This window comes from Bacteroides celer, assembly GCF_002632415.2.
GTDB lineage: Bacteria > Bacteroidota > Bacteroidia > Bacteroidales > Bacteroidaceae > Bacteroides.
In genome coordinates this window covers 2479182-2504580 of the sequence record NZ_CP178209.1, presented here as the reverse complement: position 1 = coordinate 2504580, position 25399 = coordinate 2479182, and the positions used below count along the sequence as shown (strand labels likewise).

Genomic DNA, 25399 nt, shown 5'->3' with positions numbered 1-25399 from the left:
CTTCCTAATACCCCGGATTCTGTTTCAACCTCTCATTCATCACCCGTATTTTCTCCGGTATAGGGAATACAGTTGTATAGCCACTTGCTTCATCCGGCAGTTGCGGACGGCTGCTGTAAGCTCTTGTAAACTTCCCGAAGCGGACTAAGTCCTGTCGTCTCCATCCTTCCCAAGCCAGTTCCAGCTGACGTTCGGCAAGGATATTCTCTAAAGTGGCAGTGCGGGGAGAAGCGTTGACACGGCTACGAACTTCATTGAGTTCTTCATCTCCGTTTGCTCCGTTCCGGACTTTCGCTTCACTCTTCATCAACAAAGCGTCTGCATAGCGGAACAATACAATGTCATTCTCCATCAACTTACCGTCTTTTGTGGCAGTCGGGTCGACTTCATACTTTTTCATGCGGGCTCCTGCGGTTTGTTCGTATGGGGTGTCTGTTATATCCAGAGATACTTTCCAGGGCAGATATTCCAGTACCGTTCCATTATCCAGTTTGATTATGTTTCCTTTCAGGTCGTGGACAATTCCTGCAAAATAGCAAATATCAAAACGGGGATCTTGTTCCGCGGTTTCATAACCGAAAGCTTCGAGGGCTTCAATGGTGGCGCTGGGACCGTTCTCACCGCTTAGTCCGTAAGCCTTGGCGTGATTATAGTGGCGGGAACGGAAGAGATATTGCATCTGGTTGGTGTACAGAGTTTTGTTCATCGGGATAGTGAAGACATTCTCTACGGACGGTTCGTTGAATATAGAGAAATTCGTTTCGTATTCCGGTTCCAGTTTGTAGCCCATAGTCTTGAGTTGGTCACAATAGTAGATGACTGTTTCCCAGGCATTGAGTTCGCTGCCGTTCACTGTGAACTTTATATTTTTTCCATCCGGGCGTTGTCCGTCCGTCCAATCATTGTCTGTATAAACTTCGGAGTTCAAAGCCAGTTTGGCCAGTAGGAAAGTTACCACGGGGCGAGTGATACGGCCATAGTAAGGGCCGGACTGGTTGCTATGTGCATCGCTCAACAAAGGAGCCGCCTCTTGCAATTCCTTGACAACAAAGTCAAAGACCGTTTTCCGTTCACTTTGCACTACATCTTTCATTGCTACGGAAGAGGATTGAACTAGCGGGATGCGTCCGAACAAATCCATCAGGTAATAATAATACATAGCCCGCATGGCACGTACTTCGGCACGGTATGCCGGCAGTTCCGTAGCGGAATGAGTTTCGGCGAATTTGTCTATCCGTTCCAGTGATTTGTTACTTAACATGACGACTTTATAGAGATATTCCCATGTAGCCTGAATGGCATCATTCTCTATTCCCCAATCGTGCAGGTAAAGTCCTTGCCAAAAACCACCGTCATACCAGTCACCTCCACGGGTGGGGATAATGGCTTCGTCGGAGGTAAAGGTGTTCAGGTCGTAGACTCCCCTACCCGTTCCCTGCAATCCCTGACTATCACTATAACCGCCTACGTATGTATAAAGCGAAGCTACTGCATTGAGATATACTTCCGAGATTGTATTGTAAACGTCATCTTCGGGTAACTTATCTTTCGGATTTTCCTCCAAAAACTTACTACATGAGAATAAACCCAGGCACATTGCCAGAAAGAATCCTAACCGACTTTTATTTTTCATATATTGTTTCATCATCTCCTCCTCCATTAAAAGTTAATACTCAATCCCAGTGTATACGTCCGCGCCAACGGATATCCCCGTTTATCATCCACGCCTAAAGTGGAGTTCACCGTTGAACTGTTAATCATAGGTGAAAGTCCCGAATAACCGGAAATAGTTGCCAGGTTGTTGACTGTAAATGCCAGACGCAGGGAACGGACATATTTCTTCAGTTTCTGTACTTTCTCAATCGGCACGTTCCAACCCAGCGTCACATAGTCGAAGTTGACATAATCTCCCTTTTCCAACCAATAGTCGGTGGCGGTTTGATCCTTGATGTTCTGTTTCGGGGCTTTCTTCATTACGTTATAGTCGGGAAATATATTCATGTTCATATAGGTCAGGGAGGTTCCGTTGTAAATTTTATGTCCGAAAGCTCCGTTAACCTGCAAAGACAGGTCGAAACGCTTGTAGCGGAAACTGATGTTGGAGCCAAGAATCGTTTTAGGTACGGCTTGTCCTGCCACGTAGCGGTCTTCACCATCTTCAAGGCTGACACCTCCGCCATTCAGATCGGCGATGCCATAGGTGTATCCACCGTTTCCATCGGATTCGAGTCCCGTACTGTGGGGAAGATAGAACACGCCCAACGGTTGACCCACCATCTGATATACGATGTGGTTGTATCCTCCGTGAAAGCCGGCTCCGTCGAGGCTGGCAAGACTTTTATATTCGGGGGCAGAAAGCATTTCGCCGTTGTACATACCGCTTAATGAGAGCAGTTTGTTGCGCTGGAAAGTGATATTGGCATTGATATTCAGTTCCATATCCTTGGTCTTCAAGGGGGTGATGCCGATGGCGATTTCCGTACCCCAGTTGCGCATGGAACCGATGTTGGCAAGTAAGGTGTTATAGGTGAAAGGCGGTACGCTTACGTTGTAAAGGTAAAGCATGTCTGTGGTTCGGGAGTTGTAATAGTTGGCGGAAAGCAGCAGGCGGTTGCCGAAAAGAGCTACGTCGATACCGGTATTAAAGGTATGTTTCACTTCCCATTTCAGGTCGGGATTTGTGTTCCGTAAGTCTCCTAAAGATACGACGGCGGAGTTTCCGACGGGGACTACACCGTTCGGCTTTACAAGGTTCAATGTAGTGTATGAGTCAATCCCGCTCTGATTACCTGCCAGACCATAGCCAATACGGAATTTCAGATTATCCACCATCGGCAACTGCTTCATAAATTCTTCTTCACTAATCACCCATGCGGCAGATGCGGAGGGGAAGAATCCCCATTTATGGTTCGCTCCGAATTTGGAGGAAGCATCTGTACGGGCGTTCAGCGTCAGTACGTAGCGGTCGGCGTATGTATAGTTGAAACGTCCCATGAAAGATGCCAGACGGGGTTGGTCGTAGTAAGAATTAGTGCCTTCCCACAAGCGGAGTGCGCCTGCCTGAAGATTATTATACCCGAATTTGTCGGTGCTGAAATTGCTTACTGTTGTATAATATCCCGTGTAGGTTTCTTTTTGAAGTTCGGCAAGTGCCAACACGTCAAAGAAATGTTTTTTCCAGTTTTTCTTATAGGTCAGCATCATGTTGCCCAGCAAGGATTCTCGCTTTTTGGTTCCTTTGTAAGCCTGGCCGTTCGCCCAGACGGAGGTGGGGAGGTATTGCGAATTTTCCACGATATTATAGGTATAGGCACCGAAGAGGTTTAGTTTCAGTCCTTCCAGCAGATTGAAAGTCAGACGGGCGTGCGTGCTGATGTGCGAAGTGGCATCATCGTCCTGCACTTCCATCCATGCCAATGGATTGGTGATTTGGCTGGCAGTCGTTATTCCGTCCCAGGAATTGGTGACGGGGTCTTTATGGTTGGGATAGGTGGGGTTGAATGTGGCTGCCGAATAGAACGTTTTCTGATAATCCACCAGATTATGATTCTTCTGAATGGAACCGAACATTCCCAGCTCGCAGTTCAGGAAGCCGTCGAACATTTTCTGATTCATGTTCATATTCGAAGTGAAGTTTTTCATGTCTTCATTCAAAATCACTCCCTGACGATCCATGAAACCAAGAGAAACGCGATAGCTGGACTCACTGGAACCGCCATAAAAGGCGATGTGATGGTTTTGTTGTAGTCCTGTCTGTTCAATCTCTTTCTGAAAATCGGTGTTATTTCCTTTATCCAGAATGGAAATCCCGCGTTCCGAGGCGACACGGCGGTACTCATCGCCGGACAGCATTTTCAGATTCTTGTAGACGGTGGAAATTCCGAAGCTACCGTTGTAGGCTACCTGTGTTCTGCCGCTCATTCCTTTTTTAGTGGTGACCTCGATCACACCGGAAGCTCCTCGTGAACCGTATTGTGCGGTTTCGGAAGCGTCTTTCAGAATGGTGAAGCTCTCAATATCCGTAGGGTAAATGGAGGTGAGCATACTCAAGTCACCAAATACTCCGTCGACGATTATCAAAGGGTCATTGCCACTGGTCAGTGAGGTAGTTCCCCGCAGGCGTACTGCATCCAAGGCTGCCGGACCATTTGACCCGCGTTGGATAGTCAAGCCCGGCACACGTCCGCGGATTGCTTCCAAAGGGTTCGTTATCTGGTCTTTATTCATCTGTGTCTCCGTAATCTTCTCTACGGAACCGGAGAGGGTTTTCAAACTTCCGGTGGCATATCCAACAGTTATCAATGAGTCTATGGGCGTGACGGGAATCTTCTGCGCCAAGGTGCTCTCGCACGGGATTACCAGAAGAAGAAGGGTGTAGAAAATGAGTCTAGCGTGTTGTACCATATTCTTAGTTTTTAAGGTAATAATACAAATATAACAAAAAAAGAGAGAATCTGGTTGAATAGATTCCCTCTTTTATTCATAAATGATATTGACAATGTCTATTTCACGATTATCTCATCCGTAAATATCCACCCTCCGAATTCGCTTCCGGCCTGTGCCTGGTAACGTACGTATCTTCCTTTGGCTTCTCCCTGCCATGAAATATCCGTAAACCGGATAGGGGTTTCTTTGCTCACTTCAAAGTGTTGTTTTTGCAACTCCGTGAAGTTAATTCCATCATCGGAAATGGAAATAATCACTGTCTCCGGCAGGAATACTTCCGCGCCGACCACTTGCATAAAAGCGGTGGTGACGGAATGGATAGGGGTTTCTTTTTCCATATCAATCGTCACATCGAGACGGTTGTCCGAGATAAATCCTTGCCATGAACCATCACCATAAGTCCAGTCACCACGTATGCCGTCTGTCAGGGCTGTGTTGCCTTGTGCGGGATAATGGGGGCTATAGGAGGAGTTATAGATCACTTTTTTACCGAGCGCCAAATGGCTGACTGGTTGAAGAGATTCGGGACGGCTGCCGATTTCTTTGCTCAAATCAAAAGGATGGTATCCTTTTTTCTGTAAATCGGCCACTGCTGACAGTGCGCGGGTATGGAAATCGGGCCACGACTTACGTTCCGGAGCCGACCAGGCTACTTCCGCCAATGCCAGCATACGGGGATAAATCATATATTCCACGTGTTCGGGAGTAGGGATATATTCCACCCATAGGTTGCCCTGCACGCCGTAGACTAACTTTGCCTGCTCCGCAGTTAAAGAAGCGGGAACAGGATCGTAGGCATATACTTTCTTCAATGGCAGGTAGCCGCCGATAGCTTCCGGCTGGGAGTACGGGGCGTCCTGATAGCTGTCCAGATAACAGTATGCACCCGGTGTCATGATGGCATGATGGCCGGAAGTGACAGCAGCGATACCACCCTCTTCTCCACGCCACGACATAACGGTTGCATTGGGCGCAATGCCTCCTTGCAGAATCTCGTCCCATCCCAAGAGACGGCGTCCATGATTGTTGAGGAACTTTTCGATACGGTGTATCAGATAGCTTTGCAGCTCGTCTACATTGACCAGATGCTCGTCTTTCATTCTCTTCTGACATTTCGGACAGGTCTTCCAAGCCGATTTACCGGCCTCATCACCTCCTACATGAATGTATTCGGAAGGGAAAAGTTCCATGACTTCCGTCAGTACATTCTCCAGAAAGGTGAAAGTTTCTTCATTGCCGACACAGAAATCGGAGTTCTTGTAAGGTTCTCCCGAACAGGATAGCTGCGGGTAGGCAGCCAGCACTTCTTCCGAATGGGAAGGCATTTCAATCTCCGGAATCACGGTGATATAGTGCTGACGGGCATATTCCTGTATTTCACGAATATCGTTCTGGGTGTAATAGCCGCCGGAAGCTCCGGGTTCATCGTAACGGAGGTATTTACGTCCACCGTTCCACCATTTCTTCCAAGTGGGGTCTGTACGCCAGGCTGCAAAATCGGTCAGTAAAGGGTATTTCTTGATTTCAAGCCGCCAGCCTGCCGCATCGGTCAGATGCAGGTGCAAACGGTTGATTTTGTAATATGCCAATGTATCTATCTGCTTCTTTATAAACTCTTTGGTAGAGAAATGGCGGGATACGTCCAGCATCAGTCCGCGGTAAGCAAAACGCGGGGTGTCTTCTATCTCGACAGAGGCTACGGAATAGCTGCCTGTGCCCGCCGGTTGCATCAGCTGTAACAGGGTTTGCATTCCATAGAATAATCCGGCTCCCGAAGTTGCCCGGATCTCGATTCGTTGAGGGGTGACGGAGAGTGTATAGCTTTCCGGTGATGGCAATTGGGGAGTCTTGGGGGTTATCAATAAGAAAAGCATCTGTTTCCTGTCTTTCATTCTCGCTTCTTTCAGCTGAACAGGTAATGCTTTCAGGTAATTCTCCCAGAGTTCCGCTTCTCCACCTTGCAGGTTTGTATAAAGTTTAGTCTTTTCTGACAGTAAAAAAGAGCCCGTCCCCTGCTCCATTTTTAATGGGACAGGTATGACGGACTGTGCCAGAATGGGATGTGCATGGAAGCACATCCCCAATATCCATAAGAAAAGACAAACTTTAGGGTATTCTTTTCTTATATTCATTAATCAATTTTGATTTCGTCTACAAATAAAAATGCGTTTTTACCTTTTCCTCCATGCCATGCCGGAAGTGATTTCTCCGGTGAAGCAATGACTCTCACGTATTGGGTGGTCACAGGAGCAAAGGTTAGTTTGTGCTCAACGATTCCGTCTTTGTCTGTCTCTTTCATCTCCGGATATTCTTCGGAAGCAATCTTTTTGAAGGTCTTGCCATCATCTGAAGTTTCTACGGACAGGTTTCTGGCATCAAATACCCAGTCCCCTTTTGCTACATTGGTAGAGATTGCCACGCTTGAGATTTCAGTAGGTTGCTGGAGGTCGATAGTCATATCCATGTCGTTTCCGTTGAAAGCGATCCAACGGCCTGACTTATAGCTGCTATTTCCTTTCAGACCATCTATCAAAGTGGAAGCTCCTTTGAACAGGTATTGTTCATTGATAGGCTGATTGGCTACAATCGGCTTCATGCTGGATTTGCTGAAATCAATCTTCTCTGTCACTGTCTTGCTTTCGCCGTTGGGACGAATGGCTTTGGCGGACAGGGTTACATTTTCCTTGATTTTCAATACTCCTTCGTAAACGGGGGAAGCGGCAGTAGGTTCTGTGCCGTCTAATGTATAGTAAACAGGGGCACCGTCGATGGTAGACAGGGTAACGTCCATTGTTCCTTCTGCCGGATTCGGGTCAAACTCGGCTTGTACGTCAAATACGTGTTTAGCGTAATTGTATCCTTCTGCATCGTACCACTTAATCAGTTGTGGAAGACGGGACAGGAAGTTGGCATAGTTTTTCTTTTCGGGGCTGGACCACTGAATTTCACACAAAGCAGCCCAACGAGGCAATACCATGTATTGTGCATGCGGGAAGGTAGCGATGTATTCTGTCCAGAGGTTGGCTTGCACTCCCTTGATGTATTTCTGTTCTTCCGGAGTAAGAGAAGCCGGCATCGGCTCGTAGCTATACACTCTTTCCATCGGCAGATAACCACCGATACCGAACGGTTCGTTTTCGATGTCTTTAGCTTGGTAGTAGTCGAAATACAGATAGGTGTTCGGTGTCATGATGACATCGTGTTTCTGCTTCGCAGCTTCGATACCACCTTTCTCACCACGCCATGACATCACGGTAGCATTCGGAGCAAGTCCGCCTTCGAGGATTTCATCCCAACCGATGATTTGACGTCCGTGGTCGTTCAGGAATTTCTCAATATGGTTGATGACAAAGCTCTGCAAACGTTCTTCTTTGCTGTGGCTCTGATCTGACTTCAATCCCAATGCTTTGATACGTGCCTGGCACTTCGGACATTTTTCCCATCTTACTTTCGGGCATTCGTCGCCCCCTACATGAATATATTGTGATGGGAAGATTTCAATCAATTCACCATAAACATCTTCCAAGAATTTCAATACTTGGTCGTTTCCGGCGCAAAGCACATCCTCGGATACACCCCATTGTCTCCATACTTCGTATGGACCACCGGTACAACCCAGTTCAGGGTAAGCGGCAAGGGCAGCTTGCATGTGTCCCGGAAGGTCGATTTCGGGAACAACGGTGATGTAGCGTTCGGCTGCATAATCTACAATTTCTTTGGCTTGTTCCTGGGTGTAGAATCCACCGTAAGGTTTGCCGTCGTATTCGCCGGAGTTACGTCCGATGACTGTTTCTGTTCTGTTAGCACCGATTTCAGTCAGTTTCGGGTATTTTTTGATTTCCAGACGCCAACCTTGATCGTCGGTGATATGCCAGTGGAGGCGGTTCATGTTATGTAAAGCCTGCATGTCGATGTAGGTCTTTATTTCATCCACGGTAAAGAAATGACGGCTGGTATCGAAATGCGCGCCACGATAGCCAAAGCGGGGAGCGTCATTGATTTCTACGGCTGGCATGGCAATATCCGCACCGACAGCCACAGGCAATGATTTGCGCAGGGACTGGATGCCATAGAATACGCCGGCTTCCGTAGGACCAGTAATCGTGATTCCGTCACCGGTAACTTTCATCTGGTAGGATTCCGGATTTTCGTTCTCCGTGCCTAATGCCAGTACGATTGCGTTTTTACCTTCTGTTCCGGCTTCAATGGCGAAATCTTTTCCGGTAGCCGTTTTCAGATAGTCTGCCAGGAATTTTGCGTTGCGTTGCATCTTCTCGTTTCCTTCCGGATAGAGAATTTTCACACTGCTCTTGAGGATGAAGGGACTTCCTTGAGCGGTTACAATTTCTTGTGGCATGGGGATGATCTGGTAGTTGGCTTCCTGTTGCACCGATTGGCAAGAGGCAAAAAGTCCTGCTAGTGCCAGACATCCGGTTAATTTAAAGAGTTGCTTCATAAACTAAAAAATTAAGTGTTAAGTTATTAATAGATTAATTATAAGTTTCACGAATATGTTTGATTGTCAAAGGCAGCTCCTCTCCTTTCTTTATTTGGGGAGAAGTGATGACGACCGTTTTACGTTCTCCGGGAAGAAGGTCGAAAAAGTTGTCGCTGAAACGGGCTCCCTGCAAAGGAATTTCAATAAAGACATCTTTTGCAAGAGCGGGAGAAAACAATGTCAGTTCACACATGCCGTCTTTCTGTTTCATCTTGCAGGAAACGGTTGTTTCAGGCAGAAGCAGGTCTTTTGTTTTTCTAAAGAAATATACGGTTTCGGCAAGGGTGTTTCCTGCCTTGTCTTTCAGCGTCAGTTGCATGAAACAGCGTTGCTGTTCTTCCGGTGATAGCCAGGTGTCGTTTTTTATACGGTACACGCATTGGGAAGTGTTAGCCGGAACTGTCAATGTGTTGAGTCGTATAGGCTTGCCTTGTTTCTTTCCGTCAAAGTCTGTTACTTTCATTTCCAACATCAGGTGGTCTTTGGTGTCCGGACAGTCGGAAATCAGGTAGATATTGAGGCTGTCGTTTTGCCGGATAGGATTGATGAGGATTGGAGCAAAGGCTCGTTTGGCTTGGTAATGCAGGGCTTTCCAATTACCGTAATAGTCGATGCTCGACCAGGATACTACCGGCCAGCTGTCATTCAGTTGCCAATACAGGGTACCCATACAGTAAGGACGGTTCCGGCGGTGTGCTTCCAGTCCGTGACGCATTCCTTGTCCTTGCAGCACTAGTCCGACATAGACAAAGTCTTCAAATTTTTCGGGGATGATATAGTCGCGCTCCATGTAGGTACGAATCAGGGCGTTGCCGATGCTGCTTTTCTGATGAGCATTCATCACTTCCGATTCTATCTGATAATCTTCCGGAGCGGCGAAAGTGGAGATGGTCTTCATTTCCGGGAAGGACTGAAAACCGAATTCGCTCATGAAACGGGGCAGGTCTGTATCGAGTGACTCGAATGTTTTTTGACCATACCAGACTCCCCAGTTATGGCTGTCTCCTATCCCCCAGGATTCAGGACGCCCCCAGTTGGCAAAATACGGGGAGCTGTGTATGTAGAAACGGTCGGCATCCAGTTCCTTAACCTTGGCTGGAAGGAGCTGATGGAACAGTTTGTCGTAGCCTCGAAACATTTCCTGATAGATTTCGGGCGGGAAGTTCTTGTCGAATCCCCAATATTTTAAGGCTTCCAGTATTTCGTTATTGCCGCACCACATCGCCAGGGAAGCATGATTGCGAAGGCGACGGATGTTATAGCAGGCTTCCGCCTCTACCCTTTTCAGAAAGGTGGGGTCGGACGGATAGGGAGTGCAGGCAAACATGAAGTCTTGCCACACCAGTATTCCGTTTTCATCTGCCAGGTCATAGAAACGGTCATCTTCGTACGTTCCACCTCCCCATACACGAATGACATTCATGTTCGCTTCGCGGATGTCGCGGAATAAGGTTTGGTAGCGTTCGGTAGTGACGTTAGTCAAGAGTGCATCCTGGGGGATGTAATTGGCTCCTTTGGCAAACATAGGTACACCATTTACTTCAAAATAGAAGGATTCTCCGTCTTTATCTTTTTCATTAACGAGGCGAACAGTACGCAGTCCTATCCGGTGCGATTGCTCGGCTACGACTTTATCTTCTACTATGATTTGAGCGGAGAAATCATACAGGGCGGGCTTTCCCCATCCATTCGGCATCCAACGTACGGGGGATGCCACTTCGGAAGGTATGGAAACATGATTGATTCCGGGCTGTAAGGTGATTGCCTGGCTGATGCTTTTTTCTGCACTTCTTTCGAATGAGGTATTGATTCTCACCTCTGCCTGAAGTGGCCGGGAGAGTATGTTGTTTATTTCTAATTCATTAGACAGATTTGCGAGCTGGTCGGTCAGTGCGAGTTGCTTTACGTGATAGTCACTGATAGAAGCTGCGTCATAAAAACGGATGGTCACCGGACGCCAGATGCCGCTGGTCACCATGCGGATTCCCCAGTCCCAGCCATAACTGTAAGGGGCTTTACGGGAGAATATGCTTAAATGTTTGTCGTGATGGTCGTTGTCTGCCGGATAGTTGAATCCGTTCGAGTTATATTGAGGCAGTGTCTGCCGGATGGGGGAATGAAAATAGATGTGAAGAAGGTTTTCTCCGATACGGAGTTGGGACTTGACAGGTATGGTATAACCGACAAACATGTTATCGGCTTTCAGCAACAATGCTCCATTGAGGTATACATCGGCGTATGTGTCAAGACCTTCAAAAACCAATTGGGCGTCATCCCGTTTCAGTTGTTCGGGGGTAACTGTAAAAGCAGTCCGGTATTCCCAGTCTTCATTTTCCACCCACTGAATCTTTTGTTCATTGATGCCATAAAAAGGATCGGGTATTTGTTTATGGTAGATAAGGTCCTGATGAACGGTGCCCGGAACCTGTGCCGATTGCCACAGCTCTGTTCCTGCCTGGGAAAATTCCCAACCTGTATTTAGAACGACAACTTCGGAATTGTCATTGCTCTGTGCATATGCCATACTGCAACAGCATAGTAATCCACATGCTATTTGAGCCTTTTTTCCGATCAAATTAATCATCATAGTGGGGGCATTAGATATTAACGGATTCAAAGATATTGTTTTTTCAGCAAATTTCACTGATAATTTAACAAAATATGTTGTTTACATCTGTTATTCTTTTTATTATTCAACCGTTATCCTAATTATTTCAGAAGTACGGACGCCCGGCTTCAATTCTCCGTTTATGTTGTAATATGTTTTGTTCCATCCTACCAATGACGCTCCCGCACGTGCCGTTTGCGGTGTACGGGCAACTTCCTGCCATGTATTCTGATGGATGTCATATACTAATATCCGGTCATTGAATTTGTACCACTCGGCGGGATGGAGAAGATAGTCCTTTTCAGGGTGTCGAAGAGCAGCGAGGAATATATCCTTATTCACTCCACCGGTACAAAGAATCAGGTTTTCATTGATGGCAATGGCTGTCCCGCCACCCAAAGATATGGTTTCACCATTGTTTCCCGTCGGAGTGGCTATGCGAGTCCATTGCCGGGACGTGGATGAATAGCAATAGCCGTCAGTGGAAAGTGTGGCAGGATTGCCATCGGTGGAAGCGGCAAATCCGCCCCACAGGTAAATACGGGCTTCGCCATCCTTGTACTCCCCGGCACAGACGGGTTGCAGACGCGGTGCTCCGGGAAATTCGGGAAGTTGTTGCCAACCTGCCGCGGGATTGTTTAAGTCAAGGCAAAGAAAAGAGTTTGAAGGCTTTCCGTTTCTATTTGTTTTTTTTTCACTTCTATTTCCACCGGTGATAAAAAGTTGGCTACCGGCTAGTGTTCCGTACATATTGTCTAAGGCGTAGGGCAAATCGGGTAGAGTTTCCAGGAAGACTTTGCCTTTCTTTTCGTCCCACCGGATTTTGTAAACGCCGGTCAATGCGCCGTGGTCGTTCATTCCGCCTGCACAGATAATGCCGTCGGGACAAGATACGGAAACTCCGTATGCGGCAGGTGCAGGAAGCCCGCCTACTTTTTTCCAAAGAAGCAGCGTGTCGGGATTCATTTCCGCTACATAAATGCCTTGGTAGTATTTCTTTTTTCCACCTTCACTGGCAGGTGTTCCGGGAAAGTTACAGCCGCCGGCTATCAATAGCTTTCCGCTCAGGATTCCTGAATAGCAGGCAGAAACACCCGATTCAATACCTTTCTCTGATTTCGGGAATCCTTTCATTTTCTGCAAGTCAATGCTTTTGACGAACGACTCCGGTGCTTCGGCTTTGAAGGTAGAAGCAGGTAGCCCATCTTTATTTACCAGATTCGCCCGCGTGAAAGGCTGCCAGCCATACCGGACATATCGCGGATGCTTTACCTGTTCGCTATATACTTTTATCCGTCCCGTTTCTGCCCCGCAAGTTCTCCCCTCTTCCACTTCGGCAACTGCGGGGTAATAAACGCCATCCGTTTCGGCTACTTCAAACGTACACAAAGATTGACCGTCGGAACTTCTCAAGCCTTCGCCATAATCAAAGATTATATATACAGCGCCTTCCCGAAAATCGGCTTGGCGGAATAACGGGCCGGAAGGCAGTACATGGCACATTCCATACGTCTTGTTCAATGCCCAACGAGCCAAGCGTTCTCCCACCGGCTTCTTATTTCTGGGATGTACATCCAGTGAATCGCCCCAATCACTCGATACCGCCATACCCGTATTCAGTATTTCGTTCATCATCCTGCGCTGGCTGTCGCGGAACCACGGCCATGAAGGACGGGCAATACCGGAAAGTTGTACATAGTAGAAGGGCAGCGTCTCACTCCCCCAGTTTTTACGCCAACTGCCGATTAACAACTTAAAAAGTTTCTCGTGAGCTTCGTAATTATGAGCATTCGATTCTCCCTGATACCAGATAACACCCCTGACGGGATACTGCGCCAACGGACGGATGCCCGATTCGTACAGATAGCAAGGTTCGTAAGGGTGGCGCTGGAGTTTCTCTTCCGACTGTTTGATATTTAATGCAGCCCGTCCGCGCACCCAGTCTTGTATAAAATCATTATGCGTCCAATCTTTTAATATAGCCGGGAACTGGTATTCCAGTGTATTCCGATCAACCCACGATTCGGTAGGCGAACCACCGATAGCGTTACATATCAACCCCACCGGAACTTTCAAGCTATCCCGCAACATCTGGCCGAAATAATAAGCGATGGCCGAGAAACGGGCAGCATTGGCGGGAGTACAGATTGCCCATTCAGTATCTTTATAATATTGGAGATGATTCAGGGAATCAAGGACGGAAGCGTCCCATTGCACCGCGTCCGTGCGCCAGCGTGCTTTCATATCATACAGACGCAACTGTTCATCGGCGGCTTGGGGGATGTCTTTTTTGCCCGTAGTGGCCTGCCGCAACATAAATTCCATATTCGACTGACCGGAACACAGCCACACTTCCCCTGCCAGCACATTTGTATATTTCAAGATTCTTTGAGAAGTGGAGATGGTCAGCGTGTAAGGGCCACCGGCTTTCAACGGTGATAATTTCACCGACCATTTTCCGTCTAGTGCAGCTTTAGTTATCCACTGCTGATGGTCTATGCGGACTGTCACTTGTTCACCCGCATTAGCTGTCCCGTGAATCAGCAAGGGGGTATCGCGCTGAAGAACCATATTATCCATGTAAAGCGGAGATAACTTCAAGCCGCCATAATCTCCGGTGATAGCCGAATAAACTGTTTTCGCCATTATCGCAGCCCCTTCAGCGGTAGGATGAACGGCGTCTGGCAGCAAGAAAGGATAGGGATAAAGCGGTTCTCGAAAATCTATTAACTGCACACCGGCATAATGTGCTACCGTTTCGATAGCTGTCTGCATCTCGCCGTGCCAGTCGCGGGTCCCCGAAAGGAAACGGTTATGACGGTCGGCAATCGGAGTCATCCGCGCGATGATAATCCGAACATCGGGATTTGCCTTGCGGAATGTATCCATCAGATTCAAATAGTCTGTCACAAAGGAATCACGATAGTTGGGCCAGTCACGAGGGTCGGTGTCATTGATTCCCAGATGGATGACCACAATATCTCCTGCAAAATCCAATGCTTTGCGGTATTCTTCCTGTCGTGTATATGGACGGTGTCCCTGATTGAGCAGGGTGGCGCCGGGCTTCCCGAAGTTTTCAACTTCATAATGCTCTCCCAACAATTTCTGTAACTGTACGGGATAAGATTGCGTTGCACGGTCAGCCAGTCCGGTTCCGTAGGTGATACTGTTTCCTACACATGCAACCTTTATCCGTTGTTGGGCAAACAATGCCCAACAAACGAACAGACAGACGGATAATAGTAAAATCTTTTTCATTTATTTTTTCCGGTATGTATTTCTTTTCGACTTTTATTTTCCTGACTTTTATTTCTTTCCGATGTAAGGTTTTACAATCTCCACCCATTTCCGATACCCTTTTCCAAGAAGATGCAGTCCGTCATTCGTGTAAGCAGTATTCATCTTTCCGGTTTCCTCGTCTACAAAATGAGAGTACAAATCTATATAAGTCGCTCCTTCTTTTTCTGCGAGACGGACTAATCCTTTATTGATTTCGGGAATGACCTGCCAACGCAAAGTATGCCCTTTGAACATACCGTAATGGTCGGTCAACGGAAGAACACTTTGCAGATATAGCTTCGTCTTCGGCGAATCCGCCTTTATCTTCTGGGCAATCATGCCGATACGGGCTATAATGGTATCGGCAGAAGTTCCCCGGCTAACGTCATTTATGCCTATCAGAAGAAATATCTTAGCTGGTTTACCTTTCAGGATAGCATCCAAGCGGTCATATACTCCCATGCAGATATCACCACTGATTCCGCGGTTCTTGATATGTTTGTTATGAAACAGCTCCGACCATTCGGCGCCGTTCGTGATGCTGTTTCCCAAGAAAATAATGTCATTGGAAGTGACAGGCAGTTCTTCAAACAACGTGGCACGCTGGTAATAAAACGTAGAATATTTGCGTTCCTGCGCATGGCATGCCAAAGACAGGGTCAATATGACCGCTAAAAAAAAGTTCTTCCTCATGGTTATTCCTTTTATTTACTCATTAGTATATCTTTTTTTTTCATTACAGCATATTCAGTTTTCATTATAGCATATCCGTTTTTCATTATAGCATATTCAAATCAGCTCATGGCATATCCATAAATATCTCCCTTCTGATTGACAGGTCACTTTAGTGTTTTATCCGGTGAGTAAATGAGTCCGTCCACCGCCTTCTGCCCGTCGGGAGTGACAAAGACAGTGGTGAACATCCATTTCACCAACCGTACTTCGGGGGTAACGAACTTTCCTACCGGCAATTTCAGAAGTACTTTGTTCCATCCTTTTTGCAGATGCACTTCCAAAGGGGGACGCGCTACACAATTCTCGTTGCCTAAAGCTATTTCATTACTCTTAGTCCGGTGGGTGGCTGTCCAGACAGGAGGGATAATTTCCTTTCCATTTATCCAGATACGGCTTCCCTTATAGTCCCATTTTCCCTGCAAAGGGGGAAGGTCGGCTTCCGAACGTCCGTAATTCTGAAATTCAGCCCACAAGCCTACTGTCTGTTCTATCGGCGAATAAACATAGGTATAGGCATAAGCTGTATGGTTCTCTTCCGGTTCTTTATAGAATCCGGGGATAAGGGTGCCCCACACATGACGGAGATAGATTCCGGCACCAATAGCGGGACGTACCCGATAGGTCTTTCCTTCATAGCTGTAACTATCCTGCAAGGCTTCTTCCGGCGGGAAGACCTTTGCCAAATCCCCTTCATTCGGAAAAGCGTCCGTAATGTTCCATTTCACATTTGTCTGACGGACATAGGCAAAGGGATAACCGGCAAAGGTGTGTTCCTTATGCCATAACAGACGGCGTTCAAAATCGGCGAAGTTCCTGAACAACTCTGATTGCTCGTCTGTGGGAAGTATTGTTCCGCTCTTATCAAAATATTCCGTTCCGCCGCCTTTCCAGGCACGCTCTGCCATAGCCAGCATGTTGGGATAGAAATTATTTTCAATAATCATCTCCCATTCGGTGTTGACCAACCGATCATTCCAGATAGCCAGAATGGTTCCTGCAAGGTCATCGCTTCCTTGTTCCTTATTATATATACGGCTGTTGTACAATGCGATGATATCACCAAAGGTATCAAAATGGTTCAGATAATGGAAACGTGAATCAATGGCGGGAATACCTTCCTGCGCCTTTCCACGGTAACTCCATAGCTGGGTCATGTCTATTTCTCGGGGTTTGTAGTGCCAGCCCGGATTCCAGGAAACCACTTTCTTGCCTTTGGAATGCACGTAGGCTACCATTTCGGGTACAAAACGGGAATTGGTAAACTGCACTTCATCCGTGCCGATATGCAAATAAGGTACATCAAACGTTTCACAGACTTCATCCAACAGGAGTTTCAATATCTTCATCCCTTCGGGGCTTTGCATATCGTGGCGGAAGGTACGTATAAAGGCAGCGCTGTGTCCCGGCATATCTATTTCAGGAATCAACATCACGTGATGTGCCTTACAGAATGCGACCAGTTCTTTGACTTCTTCCAGCGTGTAATATTTGCCGGGCATCCGGGTGGTGTTTGCGCTATCGTTCAACATCGGGAATATCTTGCTTTCCAGACGCCATGATTGATTCTCAGTCAGATGCCAGTGGAAGACATTGATTTTGAACTTGGCAAGTACGGCGATTTCACGTTTGAGTTCTTCGAGTGAAATGTAACTCCGTCCTACATCCTGCATAAAGCCACGAATACGGAAAGCAGGCCAGTCGATGATTTCAGCTCCCCGAATCTGTGTTTTCGAGTTTCTTGTGTCTGCCAGTTGCCTTAAAGTCTGCATGGCCCAATAAACGCCACGTTCAGTCACGGCCTCAACGGTTATCCGCTTCTTTGTGATGTTCAGTCGGTAGGCTTCCTCCTGATTCATCGGTATTCCGGGAAGAGAAGGCAACAGTTTCACATCAATGCTACCAGTTGCTTTCGGCGAGAGAGTCCCTCTCATTTCAAAGACAAAAGCTTCCCACTCCTGCTGAAGCACAGGAGTGGAAAGCCGCACATTATTCACTTGAAAACAGGTATGAGAGGGGGTAAACTTTTGTGGTTGGGGGAGCAGGTGGCAAGCACCTGCTTTTACCACTGAAACTGTGTATAAGTTAATTATAAAATATATGAATAATATTAATTTGTTTTTCATGATTACAGGTCGTGTGTATATCTCTATTTTATTATATCCTTCAGCCGGACAGCCTGGAAAGTCATGTGGGCTACACTACTTTCATACAGTATGCCAACCGTCTCTTTATCAATCATCGTCAGACAAGAATATCCCCATCCTTCACCTTCGTCCAACATCACCTGATGTTCGGGCAGCCAGGTGATGCCACCGTCCAGACTGGCCTTGATTGTGATGTGGTGACGGCCTTTTACCGTATTCGGATTGGAGAATAAGAGAATATCCTTATTTAATGCATTGTCTTTCGCTTTTACGCTAATCAGGCTTGCCATACAAACCGGTTCCTGCAAAGCTTTGCGGGAAGAGGGATGTTCCGTCCAAGTCTTACCAAAATCCTTAGTAGTGGAAACAGCACGGCTACCACCCCGGTTATCTCTCATATTCAGCATCAGTACGCCCGGTTCTACTTCCGCCACTTGGGCTTCTGTAGTATTGGTACGTGCATAGTTATGGATTTTCCATGTCTCGCCACGGTCTTTGCTATACATGATTCCCGCATTCGGAACACGGGTAGAGTCAATAAACTGAATCGGGAATACCAGTGTGCCATCCTGCATGGTGATACCGCGTCCAGGCCCTTGCAGTAGGAAATACCAGGAAGGGTCTTTCACCTGTTCTGTTATATTGATGGGCTTAGACCACGTTTTACCGTCATCCGTACTCTTTGACAACACTAACTGGGCTGTATGATTCATATCCATTCCCGGATAGGAGCTCCACCAGGCACGCTGATTACCCATTCCGTGTGTCCAGGCTGCCACTACCCATACTGTGTTGGTCTTGGTATCTACCAGAATCGAAGGGTCGCCGACACCATTCTGTGCAGCAGGCAGGTCGCCCGTTTCACCGAAAGCCAGAGGCAAACGCATTTTCTCCCAACTTTTGCCACCGTCTACGCTACGGCTCAAGCCTACGTCTACATGTTCCTGCAAATCAACGCTGCTATTGTAACGTACATCATATACACCCAGCAATGTCCCCTTATTGGTAGTTACCAATCCCGGAATGCGGAAGGCTGCCGAACCGTCGTCACCGGCATGACGTACTCCTACTCCTACCCTATGAGCTATATTTTCCGATGAAACGGAATGTACAAGGGCAGCTTTACCATCCACCTTGACTGTTACAATATCAACCGAAACCTTATCGAGCAAGGAAGCACCCAGCTTCATCTGCAAACTAATCCAGAAATAGTTGATTCCGGAGAAAAGTTTCTGGTCGGCTTTCAATGTAACTTTCCGCTTTGGGTTATCCACTTGCGATTTATGAACCGAATAGGAAGGATTTGCCGCCAATGTCTTCCCCGGCGTATGACTGGAAATATAGGACACGGGAGCAAAGAAATTCTTTCCATTATTCTGTCTGGCTTCCGTACCGCTATAATATAACTTGACAGACTGTATATCCGCCACATTCACATCTTTGCCAAAATTTAAAACCACTTCATCCAAAACACGACTCTCTTTTGCGTTCAAACGCAACATAAACAATACATTGTCTTGTCGTTCAATCAAAACTGGAATCTGAGTTTCACGTACAAATACAGTATCCGATGCAACTGACTGCAAAATCACACAGAAAGAAAAGATAATGGATAGAAATAGATTCTTTTTCATGGTATTATTTAAATGTTTCATGCTGCAAATATATAAAATTATAACGAATTTCCTCCATATTTAATAAAATAATTTATTATAAAACACACGATTAATAAACCATCTATTACAAAAGCGAGAACGCATATGCTAAACCACACATACGTCCTCTTGTTTTTATTCGATTATCAACCTGAAGTATTATTATTCTTCACCTTCTCCACTGGTGAGATAACCTTCAGTCTGCCCCAGCTCTCTATTATTGGTCAGTGTATTGGCATCAATCGGCCATAGCAGCCGCTTTTCATTTGCTGTAGAATATTTTGCCGTATAACCCAAAGTACGTATATCATACCAGCGTTTTCCTTCATACATCAATTCGCGCAAACGTTCTTTCAAGACTGCTTCAATAGGGTCATCATCACCTGCCACAAACGGATTGCCGGAATAAAATTCACCGCCTTTTTCATTCGGATAGGCCACCGTTGCTTTATTTGCCTCGAAATAGGTCTCACCGTATGCACGTCTACGAACAGTGTTAATTTCCGTAGCAATATCTTCACCTAACAAAGCTTTAGCCTCTGCAAGAAGTAACAAACAGTCTGCATAGCGATAAATAGGGTAATCATCTAACCATGCACGCTCTGAACCACCGGGCAACATTGTTCCTTGAAATTTATAAGGGATACAAGCCTTATATACCAAGTTTTCCCCCTCTTTCATATAAACAGCTTTCACAGAACCTGCTTTACGGGTATCGCCTTCACGGAATACCTTATTATAAAAATCTTTTTTAATCTGAAATCTTATCAAACCATTCAGTTCAGCATCTTTCGTTTCGGCAAAAGAAACTCCGTTCTCATCAAAATAACTGCCGGAAGTCATGTAAGCTTGCTGAGGGACAAGATTACCTCTAAAACTACCATTCCACATGTTATATTCATCACGTCCATTATGAATGGTGAAGATTATTTCTTTATTTTTCTTGTTCGCATAGGCGAAAACATTGGTAAAGTTATCTTCCAAATCGATACCCGGACAATTATCCACTTCCTGCAAAGCCGTTTTAGCAGTACGGTAGTCGGCTTCACCACCACCCATCTGCTTGCCACTCCACAAGTATACTTCACCTTTCAACATTTTTGTAGCTCCCAACGACCAGTAATGTTTTCCATATTTGTAGGAATAATCACCATTAAATGCCGTCTCAGACGCAGTAATGTCTTCTTTGATATGGGCCATCACTTCCGTTGCCGGCGAAGCAGCCTTTTGGATATTTGCCAAATCAATGGTCGAACCACTGGTGTAAGTCAAATGCAGAATGACATCTCCCCATGAGCGGAGCAAGTGAAAGTAAAGAAAAGCACGCATCCCATAGGCCTCTCCCAAATAATATTTTTTGGTGGCTTCGGGCAGCAATCCAGTATCTTCCGTTTTGGCAATCATCAGATTTATCTGATTGATAACTCCGTACAAATTAGCAAAATTACTGAGCCCTACGTTCTCCCTGTTCAGCGAATTGGCGGGGAAGATTTCCATGCCCTGAGTTGCCTCACCACCGAACGGTGCATCACCATAGATATCAGCACGAGGTTCACCTAATATAAAGAAATTGTACGAACGCTCTCTGAGTTGTGCATGCAGACCAACGTTGAAAGCACTGAAATGCGTGTCACTCTTCCAATAGTTGGCATCGGTTATCGTACTTTCCGACTCCAGATCCAAAGAGTTACATCCTGTCAGGAAAGGCAGCAAAGCTGCACTTACCCATAAATATTTGAATATATTTTTCATAATTCTATTCCTTTTTGAGTCCTGTTAAATTAGAATGTTAGAGATAAACCGAACAAAAATGTTCTCGGAGTAGGATAACGTCCATTGTCAATACCACGACCATATGTAGTCGATACAGCTGGTTCAGGAGATACACCATCATATCCGGTGATATAGAATAAGTTCTGTCCGGTGACGTACACAGATGCTTCTGTCAAGTGCGCCTTGCTAATAAGCGATTTCGGCAACTGATAGCTCAATGTGATTTCGCGCAAAGCCAGATAATCACCCTTTTCATAATAACGGGAGCTGTTGTTGTCGGCTGCAGTAGAAGCATTATTCGAACGGGTAATATTCTTCTTTGCCAACTGGTCGGCATAGTAGAACTTCGTAAGGTCTGAGTTCGGATTTGCTTCGCTCCACATATCTTTCACATCCGTAATGATATTGAATTGCCCCTGATATTGTCCCAACGAACGCGCTTTCAAGTCATTGTATAAGGTGTGCCCCAAAGCATAGTCGAAACGGGCATAGAGTGACAGACCTTTATATCCGAATGTAGTAGAGAAACCACCCGTGACATTCGGGAAGATATTACCCATTACGGAACGGTCGTAACCGTTAATAATATTATCACCGTTGATATCCTCCCAACAAGCGTCACCCGGCTCAATAGGTTGCCATCCCGAAGATTCCTTATAAGTCTTTCCGGTAGCGGGGTTGATCTGATCAGCCAGTCCGGGACCATACAAGTTGGCAACTTCATCCACACGTAAATTTGCGTGTTGCTTTACGTCATCCCAGTCTTTGAAAACATGCTGCTGTCTGTATCCAACCAGTTCTCCCAGTTTACCGCCTTCCTGACGACCGGCAATCCATTTGGTCGGAAACTTGCCATCAGCATCTACTTTACCAGCCGCTACTTCATAACCGCCTACGCGGTTGTTCTCAACATTGTTATAAGGTAATGAAATTATCTTGTTGGCAACAGAAGTGATATTCGCAGTCATATCCCATGTGAAACCACCCTTGTTGATGATATTTGCTTTCACTTCCGCTTCGAAACCGGAGTTGCGCAACGTACCCATATTCGTTACAATATCCGAGAATCCGGTATATCCAGGCAATGCTTGTTTGGTCAGCAAATCCTTTGTCCGACGGCTGTAGAAGTCGAGAATAAAAGAAAGTCTGTTCTGCAGGAATCCGATATCCAATCCCACCTCAAAGGTCTGACTCTGTTCCCACCGCAGGTTGGTATTGAGCAATTTTTTATTATAAAGAGCTGTCGCCCCACCATAAGTTTTAGCATCCACCTGTGCGTATTCTCCATAGACTTCATAATTTCCGATACCATTTACATTACCATTCACACCATAACTGAGACGCGGTTTCAAATTAGAAACGATGTCGGACACTTTGGATTCTTTCCAAAAATCTTCTTCCATAATATTCCACCCTACAGATACTCCCGGGAAGAATCCCCAACGATTGTCTTTCAAACGAGAAATTCCGTCATAACGAGCTGTAAAAGACAACAGATATTTCATATTGTAGTTATAATTGACACGACCGAAACCAGAAAGAATGCGATAAGCCGTTTTTTCGGTACGAGTGAAAGTCCTTTCAGAACCAACATTCAAGGTCGGGACATCGTCCGTAGGAGAACCTTGTGTCTTAGCTTCAAAATCAAATTGATTGTAAGTATAATACTCTCCGCCAATCATTGCATCCAAATTATGCTTTTCGGCAAACGTCTTGGTATATGTCAATGAAGCATTAAGCTGAATCTGATTGTATTTTTGAATCCAAGCTTCCGCATTGCGAGTTGTATTGGGCGTAGAAGCTGTCTGTGTTTGATAGGCCTTGTCAAATTTTTCTCTCTGATACTGATAGTTCAATAAAGAAGCGTTTCCGTTCAAAACCAGTTCCTTTGGAAGAATATCCAACGTAAAGCCGATATTGTATGTGGCACGTGCTGTACTGTTCTTTTGGGTCAGCAAATCACGATAGTAAGCCGGATTACCATCCCCAGTGCCACCCCCTGAGGCAGGAGTTCCGTCTTCCATCCAAGGATTCCATGTAGGACGCTGCGAACGGGTACGATAAAAGAATTCATAAGTACCGATCCATAATTCCGGTCGGGTAGACCATACATAAGAAACACCGGCTTTGATATTTAATATCGGAAAAATCTTATACGATCCGTTAAACGATCCACTGAAACGTTTGAACCCCGTTCCTTTAATCATACCATCTTCATTATAGTACCCCAAGCTGCTCGCAAAGGTGCTTTTATCATTACCACCTGTAATATTAAGGTAATGGTCTTGCGTAATGGCACTGCTGCTAAATACCTCATCATCCAACTGCCCGTTGTAATCTCTAAATAAAATCTGCTTTCCGTCATAGTACGGGTCGTTCATTACAGACCATCCTTCATTCTGAAGATGAGCTGTTTCATCCGTCAAATAACGAATATCGTACAATGCATTCCCTACGCCATATCCAGCTTGTGCATCTACATTGTATGTGCCCATACGTCCATCCCTTGCCTGGTTGGTACGAAGCATACCCAAACGATTATAATAGATATAATCTTCCGCATTTACAAATTCATATCCCTTACGAGTGAAATTTTTGCCTATCTTGAACTTATAATTAACTGAAGTTTTTCCTTCCTTTCCACTTTTCGTTTCAATCAAGATAACACCACCGTTCGCGCGAGCCCCGTAAATAGCCGTAGAAGCCGCATCTTTCAAAATTTGGATAGATTCAATATCAGAAGGATTAACATCCGACATACTATTACGTACTATACCGTCCACAACAACCAAAGCATTACTGTTGTCACCAGTGATAGTCGCCCCACCACGTAATGTAATATCCGGATTCGTACCCGGTTGACCGGTAGTGTTTACCACCCGAAGCCCTGTTACAGATCCTTGCAAAGACTGCCCTGCATTGCTGAACGCTGCATTTTTCAAAACAGAGTTGTCCAGTTTTGAGATTGCAGTCGTCAACGTCGCACGTTTCTGAGAACCACCATAACCTGTAACCACCACTTCATCCAAAACTTCTGTGTCATCGTGTAAGATGACATTCAACGTTTGTCCGGCAAACTTAATTTCCTGCGTTTTATAACCGACAAATGATATTTGGATAATATCTCCGTTTTTCACATTGCCTAAGGTAAATTTACCATCAAGATCCGTAATGGTACCGTTCGTGGTACCTTTCACAATCACGGACGCACCAATAACGGCCTCACCCGCCTGATCAGTAACCACACCTGTAGCAGTTTTAGTCTGCGCCATAGCCCCTATCAAGCCAAATAAGCACAACATCAACAAAAAGATGTTTTTTTTCATAAGTATTACTTTTAGTTAATAAAAAAGGTTTATTCACACTTCTCACCTAAGTTCGATTAGAACTTAAGTGATTTATATATTAGAATTACTTCTGCTTCATTGACAATTTTATTGTTAACTTTCAGCATCTATTTCTTAAGACGCTGCAAATATACAAATATTATTAATAACAGCAAATGAATTAATAAATTATTTTATTTACATATGCTGTTAAACATCATTTTGTTTAATAAATCACCTTGCTAATACGCTAAACAAATATTCATACATCAAGTAGATAATAGGTATTTCTTTTGAAGTTATTTTTTCATATTGCAATTATAATAGTCGAATTTGTATGAAGAAACCATAAGTATTTCCGGAAGATAAGTTCTAATCGAACTTAGGCATTTATCAGAAACCGCCATCCATTAAAACTTATCAAGAAAACCATTTATACATTAGAAAAACTATGCCTATTAGATTCTTAGAAAGACAAAGCTAATGAGTTCGATTACTCGTATAATGACAAACAGCATAAACAGAACCGCATCATTAATATGAGCCAGTAGAAATAAACACCACAAATCTCATATATTACCAACGTTTAGCTACTTAATAATCTATTAGAAACGGTCGTCTTTTTATAGCCCACATATGCAAACTGAACAGCACACATATGTAAACCATACAGCCCACATATGCAGGCTCTACAGCACACAACCGTGGGCTATAAACTTAGTGCCACTCAAATCGGGTTATTAAGCCATTATAATCCGCTTTATATGGATTCATTTCAACAAAAACAAGCCATTTTATGATTTTTCTCCTTCCATTAGACTGTTTTATTAATGATAGATACCCTGTTTTTACTGGAGAAATAATGATAGATACCTTTTGATAAATGTATCTATCGTATGTATTGTTTTAATAATGAGAACAATATAAAAATGAAT

11 protein-coding genes are annotated in these 25399 nt (G+C 45.3%); all 11 read right to left on the bottom strand.

The window, feature by feature from the left end; genetic code table 11:
- Nucleotides 1-4: 4 nt before the first annotated feature.
- The 11 genes from CJF29_RS09910 to CJF29_RS09860 all read right to left on the bottom strand — a co-directional run bounded on the left by CJF29_RS09910 (nt 5) and on the right by CJF29_RS09860 (nt 24464).
- Entirely contained in the window at nt 5-1648 is a 1644-nt protein-coding gene (locus tag CJF29_RS09910) for a RagB/SusD family nutrient uptake outer membrane protein (RefSeq protein WP_008999256.1), read from the bottom strand.
- 11 nt (nt 1649-1659) lie between these two features.
- Nucleotides 1660-4404, bottom strand: a complete 2745-nt coding sequence (locus tag CJF29_RS09905) for a SusC/RagA family TonB-linked outer membrane protein (protein WP_099147230.1) — start codon at nt 4402-4404, stop codon at nt 1660-1662.
- A 98-nt stretch (nt 4405-4502) separates the two neighbouring features.
- Nucleotides 4503-6578: a family 20 glycosylhydrolase gene (locus tag CJF29_RS09900; protein ID WP_099147231.1), complete on the bottom strand. Its 2076-nt coding sequence runs from the start codon at nt 6576-6578 to the stop codon at nt 4503-4505.
- Complete coding sequence (locus CJF29_RS09895) at nt 6578-8902, bottom strand: family 20 glycosylhydrolase (RefSeq protein WP_099147232.1); 2325 nt, start codon at nt 8900-8902, stop codon at nt 6578-6580. Before CJF29_RS09895 ends, CJF29_RS09900 begins: the two co-directional genes overlap by 1 nt.
- A 34-nt stretch (nt 8903-8936) precedes the next feature.
- Nucleotides 8937-11531, bottom strand: coding sequence for a beta-mannosidase (locus tag CJF29_RS09890; RefSeq protein WP_099147233.1), 2595 nt, complete (start codon nt 11529-11531; stop codon nt 8937-8939).
- A gap of 102 nt (nt 11532-11633) precedes the next feature.
- The gene (locus CJF29_RS09885; RefSeq protein ID WP_099147234.1) at nt 11634-14810 is read right to left on the bottom strand and encodes a cyclically-permuted mutarotase family protein; all 3177 of its coding nucleotides are present in this window, start codon (nt 14808-14810) and stop codon (nt 11634-11636) included.
- A 48-nt stretch (nt 14811-14858) separates the two neighbouring features.
- Nucleotides 14859-15524 carry an SGNH/GDSL hydrolase family protein gene (locus tag CJF29_RS09880; protein WP_009039373.1) on the bottom strand — a complete coding sequence of 222 codons (666 nt, stop codon included), beginning with the start codon at nt 15522-15524 and terminating at the stop codon, nt 14859-14861.
- A gap of 146 nt (nt 15525-15670) precedes the next feature.
- Nucleotides 15671-17689, bottom strand: coding sequence for a family 20 glycosylhydrolase (locus CJF29_RS09875; protein WP_099147235.1), 2019 nt, complete (start codon nt 17687-17689; stop codon nt 15671-15673).
- A gap of 23 nt (nt 17690-17712) precedes the next feature.
- A complete protein-coding gene (locus tag CJF29_RS09870) occupies nt 17713-19344 on the bottom strand; it encodes a sialidase family protein (RefSeq protein ID WP_099147236.1) in 1632 nt (543 codons plus the stop codon).
- Nucleotides 19345-19527: 183 nt separating this feature from the next.
- On the bottom strand, nt 19528-21117 hold the full coding sequence (gene nanU / locus CJF29_RS09865) for a SusD family outer membrane lipoprotein NanU (protein WP_009039370.1): 1590 nt from the start codon (nt 21115-21117) through the stop codon (nt 19528-19530).
- Nucleotides 21118-21146: 29 nt separating this feature from the next.
- Nucleotides 21147-24464, bottom strand: coding sequence for a SusC/RagA family TonB-linked outer membrane protein (locus tag CJF29_RS09860; RefSeq protein WP_099147237.1), 3318 nt, complete (start codon nt 24462-24464; stop codon nt 21147-21149).
- Nucleotides 24465-25399: the final 935 nt, after the last annotated feature.